We start from the raw sequence: 16,078 nt of genomic DNA on the forward strand, positions 1-16,078 counted from the left end.
TTATTCCCCGGCCAGACTTGCAATTTCTCTGCATTCATGATATAATGGCGAAATACCGTAAATACCATAGTTTTTCATAAAAAAAGATTGACGAATTCTGCCTCATATGTTATAGTAATTGGGCGAATGGAAGAGCTTAGGTCTTTTTTTTATGCTCAAAATTACTTGCAGCAGGGGAAGAGACTGAAACACAACAACGAAAAATTAAGTGGAGGTGGAAGTCGTGCGCACAAAAATCACACTGGCATGTACTGAATGCAAACAGCGTAATTACAACATGACCAAGGATAAGAAGACTCATCCGGACAGAATGGAAACAAAGAAGTACTGTAGATTCTGTAAGAGCCATACGATGCACAAGGAAACGAAGTAATCAGTTTGTAAAGGACGTGAAGGTTGAAAGAAAGTCTTCCAACCTTAAATTTGTGAAGCAACTGGATATGCAAGCATATCCGCTTACTTCATTAGGAGGCAAATTATGGGAGATACAGTGAACAACGAGAGTGCACAGAAGAAGAGCTTTTTTAAGGGTCTGAAAGCTGAGTTTGCGAAAATCGTTTGGCCTGACAAAGAAACCGTAACGAAACAGACGATCGCTGTTATGTCATCAGCGATTGCTTTAGGATTGATTATTGCGATTGTTGATCTGATCATCAAGTTTGGTCTCAGTTTTGTCTTATAATTCGTAAGGGTTAAGGTGAGTTTATGTCAGAAACACATTGGTATGTAGTCCATACCTATTCAGGTTATGAGAACAAAGTAAAAGTCGATATTGAGAAAACAATCGAAAACAGAAACTTGCAGGATCAGATTCTGGAAGTATCGGTTCCGTTAGAATCCGTCATTGAACTGAAGAATGGCGTTGAAAAAAAGGCCGATAAAAAGATGTTCCCCGGCTACGTACTGATTCACATGGTCATGAATGACGACACATGGTATGTGGTGCGTAATACCCGTGGAGTGACAGGCTTTGTAGGCCCTGGATCAAAACCGGTTCCTCTGACAGAAGAAGAGATGGAGAAACTTGGGTTTAAGAACGAAGAGATCATCATTGGCTTTGAAGAGGGAGATACCATTGTGGTAACTTCCGGTGCATGGAAAGATACAGTTGGTGCTATCAAGTCCATCAACGAAGGTAAGAAAACCATCACCATGAGCGTTGAGATGTTCGGCCGTGAGACTCCGGTAGAATTAAATTTCAGCGAGATAAAGAAGATGTAACAAGTAAAAGCGGCTTATACGGGTGTATAGGCTCGTGGGAGGGAAATCCCCGACAATACCACATTTATTTAGGAGGTGCCTAATTATGGCAAAGAAAGTAACGGGATATATCAAATTGCAGATTCCAGCGGGAAAGGCTACACCAGCTCCTCCTGTAGGTCCGGCACTTGGACAGCATGGTGTAAACATCGTACAGTTTACAAAGGAATTTAACGCAAGAACGGCTGATCAGGGAGATTTAATCATTCCGGTTGTTATCACTGTTTATGCTGACAGAAGCTTTAGCTTCATAACCAAGACTCCGCCGGCTGCTGTATTACTTAAGAAGGCTTGCAAGATCAAATCAGGATCTGCAGTTCCTAATAAGACAAAGGTAGCTACAATTACCAAGGCTGAATTACAGAAGATCGCTGAACTGAAGATGCCAGATTTAAATGCTGCATCCGTTGAGACAGCTATGAGCATGATCGCCGGTACCGCAAGAAGTATGGGTATCACGGTAGTAGAGGCATAATTTCCTTAATGAAAGCGCGCGTAAGCGCAGCTTGAATTTAGAAAAATAGCCGTTCGAGGAGCCGTTAGGTGAATCGAACTTCCTTATTATAGCAGTGATGAAGTTTTAAAAACGTGGGAGGGAAAATCCCCGACAATACCACTAGGAGGTTATTTAGAATGAAAAGAGGAAAAAGATACGCAGAGGCAGCTAAAACAGTAGATCGTTCTGTTCTCTACGATGCAACAGCAGCAATCTCTTTAGTTAAGCAGAATGCAAGTGCTAAATTTGATGAAACAATTGAAGCTCATATCAGAACCGGTTGTGACGGACGTCACGCAGACCAGCAGATCCGTGGTGCGGTTGTACTTCCCCACGGTACAGGTAAGACCGTTCGTATTTTAGTTTTCGCTAAAGGCCCTAAGGCTGATGAAGCACAGGCAGCAGGCGCAGATTATATTGGAGCTGAGGAACTGATTCCGAAGATCCAGAACGAAGGCTGGTTGGATTTTGATGTAGTTGTTGCTACACCAGATATGATGGGTGTTGTTGGACGTCTGGGACGTGTCCTGGGACCAAAGGGCTTAATGCCCAACCCAAAAGCTGGTACTGTTACCATGGACGTAACAAAAGCAATCAACGATATCAAAGCTGGTAAGGTTGAGTACAGACTTGATAAGACAAATATTATCCACGTGCCAGTTGGAAAAGCTTCTTTCGCAGAAGAACAGTTAGCGGACAACTTCCAGACGCTTATTGATGCAATCGTCAAAGCAAGACCAAGTACAGTTAAGGGCTCTTACTTAAAGAGTGTTACACTGGCTTCCACTATGGGACCTGGCGTAAAGCTGAACGTAGCAAAGTTAATGAACTAGTTTTGTTTTGTGGTTGACATTAATTATATATAATGTTATACTATTTCAGTATTAACTGCCGAAGACAGCAGGTGCCGTAAGGCATAAGGTGTAAACGCCTGCCGAGGAATATACAAGAATCATTTTATTTAAATGAATTGTAGACCTCTCTGTCCATCCGGCGGAGAGGTTTTTCTTTGCGGTTTATACGAGCGGACTTTGCGGGCAACCGTGAGGTTCAGACTAAACAGGAGGTAAACCATAATGGCAAAAGTTGAATTAAAACAGCCAGTTGTAAGCGAGATCAAGGAATTACTTGACGGCGCTGAGACAGCGGTAGTTGTAGATTATCGCGGTATCACAGTTGCTCAGGACACAGCACTTCGTAAGAAATTAAGAGAGGCCGGTGTTTCCTACAAAGTATATAAGAATACTATGATCCGTTTCGCAGCTAAGGGTACTGCATTTGAAGCACTGGATCCATCTCTGGAAGGACCTACAGCAATCGCTGTATCCAAGACAGATGCAACGGCTCCGGCAAGAATCCTGGCTGAGTTCGCTAAGACAGCTCCGGCCCTGGAGATCAAGGGCGGCGTTGTAGAAGGCGCTTATTACGATGCAAAGGGTATGGAGAAAATCTCCAGCATTCCTTCCAGAGAGATCCTTCTTGGAAAGTTGCTTGGAAGTATGCAGTCTCCTATTACAAACTTTGCCCGCGTTCTCAAGCAGATTGCAGAAGCTCAGGGCGGAGAAGCGGCAGAGGCATAATTTTCTTAATAAAAGCAGGCAAAGGCCCGCTTGAGGTCAGAAAATCAGCCGTTCGATGAGCCAAAGGCGAATCGAATTTCCTAAAAAATAAACATATCAAATACGGAGGTATATTATCATGGCAAAGTTAACAACAGCTGAATTTATGGAAGCTATTAAAGAATTATCTGTATTAGAATTAAACGAATTAGTAAAGGCATGTGAGGAAGAATTCGGTGTATCTGCAGCAGCAGGCGTAGTAGTTGCAGCAGGTCCTGCAGCAGTAGAAGAAGAGAAGACAGAATTCGACGTTGAATTAACCGAAGTTGGTCCAAACAAGGTTAAAGTTATCAAGGTTGTTCGTGAAGCTACCGGCTTAGGCTTAAAGGAAGCTAAAGACGTAGTTGACGGCGCACCAAAGGTATTAAAGGCTGGCGCTTCCAAGGAAGAGGCTGAGCAGATCAAGGCTTCCTTAGAAGCTGAAGGCGCAAAAGTAACCTTAAAATAATTTATTTTACGGTTGTTTTGGACAGGGTTTGTCTCATTTAAATGGGACAGAACCCTGTCCTTTCTTGTTTAAAATAGCACAATAGTCTTGACAATTTTGTAAATTCAGGGTAGAATATATCTGTATTATCGAATGGAGTTATGATTTCACATATTTTTGTAAGTCATTATTTTCGGATGATGATTTACAAAAATATGTGATTTTTTGTTTCAGGCGATATATCAAATATTTTTTATTTTATAGGAGGTACACGTTATGAACAACGGTACAGTAAAATGGTTTAATGGTGCTAAGGGATATGGTTTCATCGTAAATGACGCAACAGGCGAAGAAGTTTTCGTACATTTTTCCGGCATTGTTTCTGATGGTTACAAGACTTTAGAAGAAGGCCAGAAAGTAACTTATGAAACAACAGAAGGAAATCGTGGTCTGCAGGCAGTTAACGTTTGCATGGCTTAAGAAAAGCTTTAGCTTATATGTAAGCTTAAGGGCTGTTCTCATTTAAAATGAGAGCAGCCTTTTCTTTTTTGTCGGAAAAAATAATCTGTTTTGTTTTTTTATCATTGCAGATCATTTGTCCAGGTGCGGATGTTTTTTGCTTTCGGGAACGGGGAAGGTGTTTTTAAAAGAGTTTGCTCCCACCAAATTTTGGGGAATGGAGGAGAGGCGGTAAAAGGAGGCACAGGGGCCAGTATGGGAATGTGTATGGGAGCTGGGGGCATATCGCAATCATTTGATCTGTAATAGGAGCTGAAGCCGGACTGAATGTTCCTGTCATTGATAAGGACTATGGTCTGTTGATACGGAGCAATAAGGGTGTGTATAAAATTCTCTTTTTCGCAGCGGATATTTCCTGGTTGTAGGGGCATTTAAGGGAAAAGATAGAAAAAGACAGAAATGTTTTGGTTTTATTTTTCCCTAATACTCCATAGATTTATTAATAATGACAGAAAGCTGAGCTTATGGGATTATGAAAATAAGATGGAAAACGGCCTGTTTACTGGTTGTTTTTGCACTGGATATCATTTTTGCGAAAGCAATGCATCAATCATATACGGAAGTAAAGAATACTCTGTTTATTCCCGCAGGGGCGGATGAAGAGGAGATCGATGATGTCAGGCGTCAGTTTTCTGGAGATAAGCAGATTGCCCTGACCTTTGATGATGGTCCTCATTCCGTTTATACGCCAAGGCTTCTTGACGGGCTCCGTGAAAGAGGGGTCCAGGCCACATTTTTTCTACTTGGGGAAAACGTGGAGGGGAAAGAGGCCATTGTGAAACAGATGGAGGAGGATGGACATTTAGTCGGGAACCATGGATACACCCATGTTCAGATGAGCAAGGAGTTGGTAGGAACTGCCTGTCAGCAGATCGAACAGAATAACCGGCAGATCGAAGAAATCACCGGAGTAAGACCTCAGTATCTGCGCCCGCCCTATGGTTCCTGGAATGAGGAACTGGAGTGTACGACCAATATGACGGTGGTGTTATGGAACTTAGACCCACTTGACTGGAAATCAAAGAATACCAAAAAAGTGGTGCGTTATATTGTAAAGCATGTGGAACCCGGAGATATCATTCTTCTTCACGATGTGTATCCGACCTCAGTGGAAGCGGCTCTTGAGGTGATCGACGTTTTGTCGAAGCAGGGATATACCTTTGTTACCGTTGATGAGCTTCTGGTGGATTGATTGGAATAGGATATGATGATAGTGAGTTTGCGGAATTTTGATGAATGAGTGGTTTATTTTGAAGCTGGGTGATGGAGGCTTTGAAGTCTGAGAGTTTTGGGTAGACATAACGCTGTTAGGCGGATTTTATACACTTTTCATAACGTTCAGAAAGTGAATAGCTTATGGAACTATGAAAGCAGTTATGGACAGAGGATTTTTGGGGGTTTTCTATGATCATAGATCATTTGGGAAAATTGTGCTATTTTGCGGGGGAAGTGTTTATTGTTGATATAATGCAGCTTGTACATATTCTTCATGAGCATGTTGATTTTCTGCGCGGTTTGTTGTATACTGTGATTGTAGGCTGAAAGCTTCCTGTGAAGTATTTGGTCGCAGGTGCAGTAGATAAGCAGTTTGGGTGAATCCTCTTACCGTTTGATGCAATAAATGTACGGTTAGATGGCTCCTTGCATTGCAGGGAGTTTTTTCTTTCAATAAGGTGCCCAATGGACAGGGAGATTTTAAAACCAGAACCAGGATTGGCCTGATTGGAGAATCAGGAGGTATTTGTTCTTTAAGCTGGTGCCTGGGAATCTCTTTCTGCTGAAGGGAAGAAGGCCTGGTTAGTTCTTATTTTATCTTCCATATGTTTAAGTATGCAGTTGCATTCGTTAAGAGAGTTTCTCGTCATTAATTGATTTTTCAGGTCAGCATCGACCAATATTCCTTAAAAAAACATTGTTTAGTTTGTAAGTGGCTGTATGCTTTATATGGGGCGTGTGTTCCATAATTTATTATTGTTTAATTATTTTTTCCTTCTTATATCTATCTTTGCTTTATTCTGGCGGGAACTTATGGAATGTTCCCATTGCCATAGGTTTTCTTTGAATAAAATTCTTTTAAATCCCATGCTGTTTTAATCTGTTTCCTGTATTAAATAATTGTATCTGATGAGGTGGGGGAAATATTTTTTCATGTCTGAACTTGCTTTGCAGAATTGCACTTTTGATAGTTGCATTTGGCAGGCCTGTTTACCCCGGTTTATCATTTCATTGGTGATAAGGGGCTGTCTTGTGCCTTTTACTGTTCTTCCAATTATGGCGTATTGGTTTTTGGAAATTTTTTCGGTATTTTTAATTCTGTCTCATGCATCTGCAGTTTTTTATTATTGATTGCATTTACGAGTTCAGGCATCAATGATAAGTGGTAGTTTTATGACTGAGAGGTGTTTGTGAAATAATTTTTCAAGCAATTTATTACATATAAAGCGACTGTCTGAAAGCGGCAGTGCATTTTGGATTTCCTGAAAGCTGCCAATAAGTTTCATGGAACTTATTGATTGCGGCAAATATCATATCCTTTAAACATGTGTTATCTTCTGGTTCTTATTCCCGATTTACTATTCATATCTTCCCCTTCTTTTCCCTTCATTCCCTTATGGACGTATTCAGTGCCTTATACTGCACTGGTTTGCCAGGCTGTGAAGTGGGATTTTTCATTCAATTCATCGTTTGTTTCCCATAATTTTTATCCGTAAATTTGAAATAAAATGGTCATAAAACTTTTCTCCAGAAGACAGCTTTTGTTTTTCAGCAGAGGCCATATATCTTTCCTGCACTGACAGTCTGTAAGTCTTGCTGCACGCTGTTCTGCATCATTTAACCCGGGAGATTCCCGCGGTCGAAAGCGGTAATTGGGTATCTGTAGGTTTCATCGTAGAAAAAAGTTGGTTTGACAGGAGAAAGAACAATTATAGAAGGAGTGATGAAAGTTCGTAATGAGTAAAAAAAGATGTTTTGCTTTATTGAGTGCAGTATTAGGGGTGATAAGTTTTCCCATGTCAAGCCATGGCGGCTGGATACAAAAGGAAAATCACTGGCTGTATGAGGAAAACCGGATTTTTGAAAGGAATGCCTGGAAGCTGATTGATGGGGCCTGGTATTATTTTGGTGATGCCGGTTATATGGCTACCGGATGGCAGATGATTGCGGGCAAATGGTATTTTTTAAACACAGTATCAAATGGATCAAAAGGAAACATGCTTACCGGTTGGCAATGGATTGACGGACACTGTTATTATCTGACCGATCAGCCTGGAAAAAATTATCCCGAAGGAGCCATGTACATAAACGAAAGGACGCCGGATGGGTATTTCGTAGATGCTTCGGGAGCCTGGATCAATGAAAACGGAAGGGTACAGTATGTGGCGGGAAAAGGTATACGTACAGCAAGTGCTGAAAAGACAGCATTGGCAGGTAAATTGTCCGGGGGTGGAGGTGGATCCGGAAGACGGGGAGGCAGTTCCGGGCCGGAGAATGAACCGGGAAATCCGGAGACTGGTGAACCGGAACCGGAAGTTAAGCCGGGAAATCCAGAGACTGGTGAGCAGGAACCGGAAGCTAAGCCAGGAAATCCGGAGGCTGGTGAGCAGAAACCGGAAGCTAAGCCGGGAATTCCGGCGCCGGAGGAATCCACAGAGGAAGTTAAGGAACCGGATGTGGAAGAAAAACAATACAGATACACCGTGCGGTATATGGATATTGAAAATAACACAATACTGCATACGATGGCAGGAGTGGGAACGGAGGGGAGAATGATTGCAGTCATACAGCCGGTTATTGATGGGTATAAGCTATGCAATGGACAGAAGGAAGGCTTTAAGCTGATCAGCGATTCCATGATTCTAAACGTCTATTACGAGAAGGAAAGTCCAGCTTCCCCTTCGGAAGCCCGGAAGGTTGATTGGAATATCTATTTTGTTGAAAGAGGGGATCACAGCAATGAGATATTGAAAACCCAGCAGGGGCGGACAGAAGATGGGAGGCCGCTTGTCATTGACTTTCCGGAAACTATCTTGGGAACAGACCGGTACTATTATCATTCCCTTGTTTCAAGTCCCTGGAGCGTCACTGTGAACGGCAATGGAATTCAGAAATATTTCATTGAATTTGAGAAAGGGGAACGTCACTCAGAGGAATCTGACCCGGATCAGGAGGCCAAAGCCAGACTGGAAAAATGGCTGGGAATTGCAAAGAAAGCGGATATGAAGCTTGGCTGCAGGGAGCCGTCAGACCGACAGATCGTTACTGAGAGTATAGAGGAAAGCAACGAAAGGCTTCTTAACCTGGTGTCAATGGCTGATGGTACGGAACGGCAGGAAGTCTATCTCATTGCAAAAAGGCATGTACCAAGTGGCGTGATCGTAGGACAGACATTTCAGAACATTAAGAACCTGTCTGAGCTGGTTATGGATGAGTTTACCATAGCTTACGAAAGATACACGGTAATGAGAGTGGGGTTTGAAAAAACCTATGAAGAAAGCACTTGCAGCCACAATTATCAGGTTACGGATAAAGTCAATACCACATGTAGGTCAAACGGCCATGAAACGGTCCGCTGCAAGAAGTGCGGAAAGGAAGAAACGGTGATACTGCCGGCGGCTGGACATATGGATGCAGACCACGACGGAACCTGTGATGTCTGTTATAAACCGACTGGCGAAACACCGGAAGCCGTGCATTACCGAATCGGCGATGTACAGGCCCGGACCATTGGAAACAAGGTTTATTTATTCCGCTGCATTGATGAAGATTATGAAGATGCCATGGGTAACAGTCAGCGAACGGCGCTGTTTCTCTGTGACAGTGTGATCCGGTCGGATATTGACGGAGTGGCAAAGATACTGAGTTTTGGGATTAATAACAATTATAAATACTCCAATATTCGGGAATGGCTTCTGGATCATGTGGCAGATGATTTTGTCCAGGAAACTTATATTGGGATTACCAGGTCATACATAGGAGCCACGTGGAAGGGAAGCTATGAGCAGCTAAATGATAATAGTCTGATGGCCAGGAAAGAAATGTTCCAGCTTTTGCAGGACAGAGCATTCATTTTGTCAGTGGATGAGGCGCTTAAATACAGGGATGCTCTCTGGAGGTTTAACGGGAGTGAAACAAACAATCCGGAATCGCAGGTTTCCGCTTATTCAAAGGGATACTATCTTCGTACCCCACAGGATGGAGGATTGAATGATTTCCTTTATGGAGACGGGATCTATGCGGTCAGCCTGGTAGATGGGAGTATTCAGCCGGTAAGTGTAAAAGAGACGGGCTTTGGAATCCGGCCAGCAATGGCGGTCCCCCAGGGATAGGAGGAATTTATGGGAATCATTATTATTTTATTTGGAATTGCTGTATTGGCATTATCCGGTTTCTTCTTCGGTCATGTTCTTGCGGTGAATCCGGAACAGAAATATCACGTGGATTTCGATGGAATATTAAGCTATGACTGGTATCTGGAAGGGGAAAAGACCTGGCATAAGCTCAACAAAGAACCAGGAGTCAAGTTTGGGGCTGCATTAATTAGCTGGAATTATGAGTCAATGGATGATAAAGGTTATTTCTTTGACCCAAGCGTCACAGAGATGCTTATTGGCTGGCAGAACATTGATGGGAAATGGTACTGCCTTATACCGGAAAATGAAAAACAGATCTATTTTGGCAGTAACAGTACAAAGTGAAAATATGATCCTAAGAATGGTAGGCCTATGTTTCCATGTATAAAATGAAAGAACTCTAGATGGATAACTAGTAGATGAAAATGGTGTTTGGATCAATTAGTCAAGGAGGAAGAATGAGAAAAAGATGGACAAGAAGGCTGGCGTATATTATGTGTGCCGCCCTGGCAATAACAGCAGTACCGCCGTGGGCGGTATATGGAGAGGACGGGAAAACCGTAGAAGGAATCATTCAGACAGCTACCCCTTCTGAGGCGGACCGGGATACAGGGGCCAATGAGGATGTTGTGGAAGAGAGAAAAACCGGCGAGGAGTTGGAATCTGCCTTAGAAACAGATGAAAAGGAGGAAAAGGATTTAAAAGAAGCCACCTCTTCCGAAGCAGAAGCGATACAAAAAGAGACTCCATTAACAGTCCTCCCCGCTAAAATGGCGGTAACGGCTGTCGCTTACAGCTCCCTGGGAGATATCTGGGATGCCTGGGTGGGAAAGACCAGCTTTGAATTTTTGAGCGGAAGTCAGGGAGAGGGAACAAAAGAAAAGCCGTTCCTTATCAAGAACAGGGAACAGCTCATGGGCCTTTCTGAGCTGACTGCCATGGGAATGATGGTCCTGGAAGCCGAAGGAACAAAGTATGCCGGTGACTATTCCGGATGCTATTTTGCCCTTGGAGGAAACATTGACTTACAGGGAGTGGACTGGATTCCCATTGGCTTTTACCGGGATTCTTCGGAAAGCACTGGAATAGTGCCCTATCCCTTTAGTGGTGAGTTTGACGGGAAGGGATATACCATTAAGAATTTAAAGCTTACGTCCTTTGCTGGTTATAACAATGTCGGGCTTTTCGGGACAGTCATTGATACATCAATCCATGACGTGACCATCGTTCCAGACGGCAGCGAGATTAAAGGAAAGGACCGAACCGGGGTTGTGGCTGGATATGCAGAGGATTCTAAGATCCGGAACATTACCGTGAAAAACGCTTATATTCGTTCCACTGGCGTTGCCGGCGGAATTGCCGGAGAGATTAGCGGTACCGTCATTGAAAATGCCACCTGTGAAAAAGTGATGATCGATGCAACAGGCGGGGCAGATGTGATTTATGCCGGTGGGATCGCGGGAATTGCATCAGATTCCTATATTGTGGATTGTGATGTTTCCACTGGAGACGGAACCACGGCCAGAATCCAGGGGACCGGCTATATTGGCGGGATCGTTGGATATCAGAATGCAGCCTATATTTACAATACCCATGTGAGCGGAACTATTGGTGGCTATCATTCAACGGCCATCGGCGGCATCACCGGAAGATATGCAGCCGGGAAATTAAAGATGGCACGGTTCGAGGGAATTATCGGAAACTCTCAGCTTGGGTCCATGGCGAGGGAGGGGACTTTTATCGGAACCAGAAAGGGAGCTGCAACAAACTTTAATTACATAGAGGATGTGGCTTATCTGTTTGCGGATTCCGAGAGCAAGATCAGCGCCAATGTGTGCGGATCAGAGATCAACGACGATAATGACTTTACCTATGCTGCTCATGTAGGATACTGGCATACCGGGGATCTATATTGCACCCTGGTGCAGGGCGGAGCGAAAAAGACTATCTCAGACCGGTATTTCTATGAGGAATTAGAGGATGGCATCCTGACCGTTATGGACGAGGAAAGCGGAGACTTTACCCTGGATCATTTTGCCCCCAATTCTCTGGGCCGTCCAGTGAGAGGATATCTGTTGAATGTGAACCAGATCGATACGGTAGCGAATGGTCAGAACTTTTATGATATTGCCACCTTGGAGGTAAGGGGAAGCTCTCAGTACTCCAAGTCGCTTAATAAGGAACACCGGGGAGCCATTGCAGCCGGGACAACGGTCAGTGTGACAACAGCTCCTAAAAATACGGATACGGAAAAGTTTCAGATAGAGGGGGCCCCAACCTACACCAACGGAAAAGGAATAAAGACGAGTACCACCTATTCAGACAGCAGCCATGCCTACATTTTTTCCATGCCCCAGGAGGATATATCCGTATCAGCGGTTTATAAAAAGGTGGCTGTATCTATCAAGGTTGAGCCGGAAAACTATACCTTTGCGGTAACACAGACCAGAACCGGTAACCGCAAGAATCCGGTAAAGACCACGGAGATCCGGAACAAGGAAGGAAAGCTCATTGCCCGTTATATCAACGGGGTGTTGGAGCAAGGAACCGAAGTTCAACCAGTGAATATCAAAGCCATTATTGATGTCAACAATGATGTGGAGGACAACCGGGTGAAGTGGAGCGTTGACGATCCTCAGCTTATAAGCTTGGCGAAAAACGATGATGAAAGAACGGATGGCTATACAGCCAAATCTGCCAGTCTTTCCTTAAATCTTTCTTCCTCCTTTTTTACAAGCATCATTGAGGCGGCAGAAAGAACCCAGGCGGATGGAAACTACCAGTATAAAATCCCCAACACGATTTATGGAACTGGTCACCAGAACGGCGGTGTTGCGGTACTTACTGCCCAGACCAGGCCCTCCGCTTCCTTTGAGGGTAAGCCTTGTACGGCAAATAGCCGGATCAATGTTACATTCCAGATTCTTGACAATACCCTGGTAGCAACGGAAGGGGCGGCACTTGATAAACAGGCCCTTGACCTTACCGTAACAAGGAACTTAACCGGGGCCAGGACCAATCCCCAGGAAACGGTGACGGTAACAGCTCCCCAGTCATTAACGGCAACCTTTACACCGGACTTTTTTTCCAGGGATGAAGTAACCTGGACAAGTTCGGACCCGGCAGTAATTTTCGTATCTCAGGACAGCCAAGCTTACCGGGAAGCATCAGTTTCAGCTTTAAAGGATTCTGCCTGGATCAGGAATATCATGGCAACGGATAATGGAATCCGGGAGAGTGATAAGTATGCAAAGATATCCGGGACCGGAAGCCGGGAGGTGGCTGTTACGGTAAATGGAAAGGATAAGCTGGGAAATCAGGCTTCAGCTACATGCCAGGTGTCAGTAAAGTTTGTTACCAACGACCAGACACGTATCATTCCGGAAGGAATTGTCCTGGATAAGACGATACTTTCTTACAGCCTTGGTTATCAGAAGACTGGAGATACCCACTCCGAAACAGCCCAAAAGACCGGCTTTGAGACAAGAAAACTGTCAGCAGCCGTTCTTCCGGAGGTGGAGGATACCCCAGAGCATAAACCTTATGACCGCAGAGTTACCTGGATCTCTTCCGATCCGGAAGCGGTAAGGGTGGATCAGGAAGGAAATGTGACCCCGGTTGATGGAGCAGCCTGGATCAAAGAAGCATTATTAAAGGCACCATACCGGGCGGAAAAAAGAGTGGAGATCACAGCCGTAACAAAAGACGGCCAGAAGGCGGCTGCCTGTAAGGTATCCTTAACCTTCCAGGCAGAATGCATCGAGGCAGACCGGGAGATAGAACACTTTGACCTGGTGCTTACAAAAACAGGAAAAAGAAATAATCCCGTCCTCACTTGGAGTGGGATTGAAGGTAAGAAATTCAATGCTTACATTTATTCTGGAAGCCAGGAGAAAAAGAATATTTTATGGCGTTCCTCTGATGAAGGAATCCTTACAGTGGATCAGGAAGGAAATGTGGCTCCTATAGTTCTCAATGAGAAGCAGGAGGTCATCGCCAGTTGGATCAAGGATGCCATGGCAAAGCCTCCGTATACCGGAACCATAACGGCTGTGATCCATGCAGCTACCAGTGATGGAAAGCAATCCGATCCGGTAATTGTAACCCTTAATTTCAAAGTAGTGGATAACACGACTTCCAGCAGTTCTTCCGGAGGCGGAGGCGGTAAAGGTTCTTCAGGCGGAGGAGGCCGATCCGTAGGAGTAACGACCGCAGGAAACACCCAGGGACCGGCAGCTCCAGCCGGGGCTGTGACGGGAATCTGGACGCAGACGGCAAATGGAAAATGGATTTTTGCCTCAGAGCGGACGTACACAAATGAATGGGCCTATATCAGCAACCCATATGCAACAGGGGATCAGGAAAAAGCTTCATGGTTCCGGTTTGACAAGGACGGATTTATGGTATTGGGGTGGTATACGGATACAGACGGAAATATTTATTACTTAAAAGCAGCTTCTGATGGAACACAGGGGCAGATGCTTACCGGATGGCAGCACATACCCGATGAAGCGGGGCACGCTGTAGAAGGAGCCTGGTATTACTTTAATCCGGTTTCTGACGGAATAAGAGGTAGACTTCTGACCAATACCATTACACCAGATGGTTATGCAGTAAATGAGAAAGGCCAATGGATACAGTAAAACACTTTGAAAACACATCTCCTCTGCTAAAAAGGCAGAGGAGGAGAGGAGGAAGATATGAATCGTGTAATTTTAATGGGGAGATTAACCCGTGATCCCGATGTCAAGTATTCTCAGGGAGAGCGTACTATGGCAGTTACAAGGTATACTCTTGCAGTTGACCGCAGAGGCCGCAGGAATCAGGAGGGTAATGAGCAGACAGCAGATTTTATAAACTGTGTCGCATTTGACAGGACAGGAGAGTTTGCAGAAAAGTATTTTCATCAGGGTATGAGAATACTGATTTCCGGAAGAATTCAGACTGGAAGTTATACGAATAAGGAAGGAGTTAAAGTATATACAACAGATATTATTGTGGAAGAACAGGAATTTGCTGATAGAAAAAATACTTCTTCTGATAATTCCAGGCCGGCCCCATCTGGTGGTGCAGGGGACGGATTTATGAACATGTCAGAGGGAGTGGATGATCCAGACTTACCATTTAATTAAGGTAGTTACATACTTCGTAGTAAACAGTACATTGAAAATCGAATATGATTAACCGATAGAATAAAAGTCTTAAAGCAATGAAAGGAAAGTTTTATGGCTGAAAGAAATACAAAATGCTACTTTTTAATATATAGTGATTGACAGTTGTTATATAAATGACATCTAATAATATTAGATATATATATTAAAGGAGTGTTGAATATGGCGCAGATCAATATTAGAGTTAACGATAACCTAAAGGAAGATGTGGAAAAGCTGTTTAATGCCTTGGAGATGAATTTTTCTTCAGCAGTCAATATATTCATCAGTCAAGCGGTGGGAGAAGGTGGAATTCCATTTGCAGTTACAACCAGAACTGGAAGTGATCCATTCTATTCAGCTGAAGACATGGCACGTTTACGGAAATATATAGACCAGATGGAATCCACTGGCGGTACGGTTCATGAGATCACGCTGGATGATTAAGGCATGGTTGGATGAAGGATGGGAAGATTTGCGGTATAAACGGTATGAAAGTGAAACCGCAGAGGACAGCCAGAATGGTAACAAAGAGGCTGACCTTGTTACTGCCAGAATAGCACATATTCTCGACAGTCCAGGTTATCCATTAAAAATAGCTTCACTTAAGGCAATTCATAGAAAACTTTTTAAAGATATCTACAATCATGCCGGACTTACTGAGGGTAAGATGATAAAAAGAATTGCCTCATTTGCTTCCTCCATCTGGAAGTCACATACGTTTATGGATGGAAATACCAGAACGACAGCAGTATTTATGGAATGCTAACTAAATAATATGGCCTTCCAGGTAGACAACACCATGTTTAAGGATTACAGTCAATATTTCCAAAATGTACTTGTGAGAGCAAACTTTGCTGACTACAAGAATGGAATCACGGAAACAAACCAGTATCTTGAAAGTTTCTATAAAAATTTGCTTTCGGGTGGGGAATCCCGTTTAAGAAATCGTGATCTTGTTCTAAAAAACGTTTTGTTCCAGGTAGAAATAGGGGAATGGAATTATAAGTAAAAATTGTAAAAGCTACCATAATATGGTATCATTATTGTGGTAGTCAATCTGCCGGGTGGTTTCCATCTCCGAAAGGGGGTGGTGATTGTGAACACATATGAGGAATTTATGGTAATCATAAATGTTGCAGCGTTAATCATTGCAATACTTACATACGTGAAACACAATGACAAAGGTACAAAAAAATAATCACCCAGCCGACCAAAGCATTGGTGATTATTTTTAAATGATTAATCAATAATTT

15 protein-coding genes and 1 other annotated feature are annotated in these 16,078 nt (G+C 43.6%); all 15 genes read left to right on the plus strand.

Annotation, left to right across the window (positions count from 1 at the left end):
- Positions 1 to 223 precede the first annotated feature (223 nt).
- Complete coding sequence (gene rpmG / locus ACYVD3_RS26120; protein ID WP_013271142.1) at positions 224 to 373, plus strand: 50S ribosomal protein L33; 150 nt, start codon at positions 224 to 226, stop codon at positions 371 to 373.
- A 105-nt stretch (positions 374 to 478) separates the two neighbouring features.
- Complete coding sequence (gene secE, locus ACYVD3_RS26125; RefSeq protein ID WP_460645431.1) at positions 479 to 682, plus strand: preprotein translocase subunit SecE; 204 nt, start codon at positions 479 to 481, stop codon at positions 680 to 682.
- A gap of 23 nt (positions 683 to 705) precedes the next feature.
- Positions 706 to 1,221, plus strand: a complete 516-nt coding sequence (gene nusG, locus ACYVD3_RS26130; protein WP_460645432.1) for a transcription termination/antitermination protein NusG — start codon at positions 706 to 708, stop codon at positions 1,219 to 1,221.
- An 85-nt stretch (positions 1,222 to 1,306) separates the two neighbouring features.
- Positions 1,307 to 1,735: a 50S ribosomal protein L11 gene (gene rplK / locus ACYVD3_RS26135; protein WP_013271145.1), complete on the plus strand. Its 429-nt coding sequence runs from the start codon at positions 1,307 to 1,309 to the stop codon at positions 1,733 to 1,735.
- Between the two features lie 158 nt (positions 1,736 to 1,893).
- On the plus strand, positions 1,894 to 2,589 hold the full coding sequence (gene rplA, locus ACYVD3_RS26140) for a 50S ribosomal protein L1 (protein ID WP_460645433.1): 696 nt from the start codon (positions 1,894 to 1,896) through the stop codon (positions 2,587 to 2,589).
- A gap of 40 nt (positions 2,590 to 2,629) precedes the next feature.
- Positions 2,630 to 2,773: a sequence feature (ribosomal protein L10 leader region), on the plus strand.
- A gap of 59 nt (positions 2,774 to 2,832) precedes the next feature.
- Positions 2,833 to 3,336: a 50S ribosomal protein L10 gene (gene rplJ / locus ACYVD3_RS26145; protein ID WP_460645434.1), complete on the plus strand. Its 504-nt coding sequence runs from the start codon at positions 2,833 to 2,835 to the stop codon at positions 3,334 to 3,336.
- A gap of 118 nt (positions 3,337 to 3,454) precedes the next feature.
- A complete protein-coding gene (gene rplL / locus ACYVD3_RS26150) occupies positions 3,455 to 3,823 on the plus strand; it encodes a 50S ribosomal protein L7/L12 (RefSeq protein WP_460645435.1) in 369 nt (122 codons plus the stop codon).
- A gap of 255 nt (positions 3,824 to 4,078) precedes the next feature.
- Positions 4,079 to 4,282, plus strand: coding sequence for a cold-shock protein (locus ACYVD3_RS26155; protein WP_158377501.1), 204 nt, complete (start codon positions 4,079 to 4,081; stop codon positions 4,280 to 4,282).
- A gap of 511 nt (positions 4,283 to 4,793) precedes the next feature.
- Positions 4,794 to 5,513, plus strand: coding sequence for a polysaccharide deacetylase family protein (locus ACYVD3_RS26160; protein WP_460645436.1), 720 nt, complete (start codon positions 4,794 to 4,796; stop codon positions 5,511 to 5,513).
- Positions 5,514 to 7,272: 1,759 nt separating this feature from the next.
- The gene (locus ACYVD3_RS26165) at positions 7,273 to 9,648 is read left to right on the plus strand and encodes a DUF6273 domain-containing protein (RefSeq protein ID WP_460645437.1); all 2,376 of its coding nucleotides are present in this window, start codon (positions 7,273 to 7,275) and stop codon (positions 9,646 to 9,648) included.
- Between the two features lie 9 nt (positions 9,649 to 9,657).
- On the plus strand, positions 9,658 to 10,017 hold the full coding sequence (locus tag ACYVD3_RS26170; protein WP_460645438.1) for a hypothetical protein: 360 nt from the start codon (positions 9,658 to 9,660) through the stop codon (positions 10,015 to 10,017).
- A 113-nt stretch (positions 10,018 to 10,130) separates the two neighbouring features.
- On the plus strand, positions 10,131 to 14,315 hold the full coding sequence (locus ACYVD3_RS26175; RefSeq protein ID WP_460645439.1) for an Ig-like domain-containing protein: 4,185 nt from the start codon (positions 10,131 to 10,133) through the stop codon (positions 14,313 to 14,315).
- Positions 14,316 to 14,372: 57 nt separating this feature from the next.
- The gene (locus tag ACYVD3_RS26180; RefSeq protein WP_460645440.1) at positions 14,373 to 14,804 is read left to right on the plus strand and encodes a single-stranded DNA-binding protein; all 432 of its coding nucleotides are present in this window, start codon (positions 14,373 to 14,375) and stop codon (positions 14,802 to 14,804) included.
- 201 nt (positions 14,805 to 15,005) lie between these two features.
- Positions 15,006 to 15,269: a type II toxin-antitoxin system RelB/DinJ family antitoxin gene (locus tag ACYVD3_RS26185; protein WP_460645441.1), complete on the plus strand. Its 264-nt coding sequence runs from the start codon at positions 15,006 to 15,008 to the stop codon at positions 15,267 to 15,269.
- The gene (locus tag ACYVD3_RS26190; RefSeq protein ID WP_460645442.1) at positions 15,262 to 15,591 is read left to right on the plus strand and encodes a Fic family protein; all 330 of its coding nucleotides are present in this window, start codon (positions 15,262 to 15,264) and stop codon (positions 15,589 to 15,591) included. Before ACYVD3_RS26185 ends, ACYVD3_RS26190 begins: the two co-directional genes overlap by 8 nt.
- Positions 15,592 to 16,078 lie beyond the last annotated feature (487 nt).

The organism is Lacrimispora brassicae (assembly GCF_054772055.1).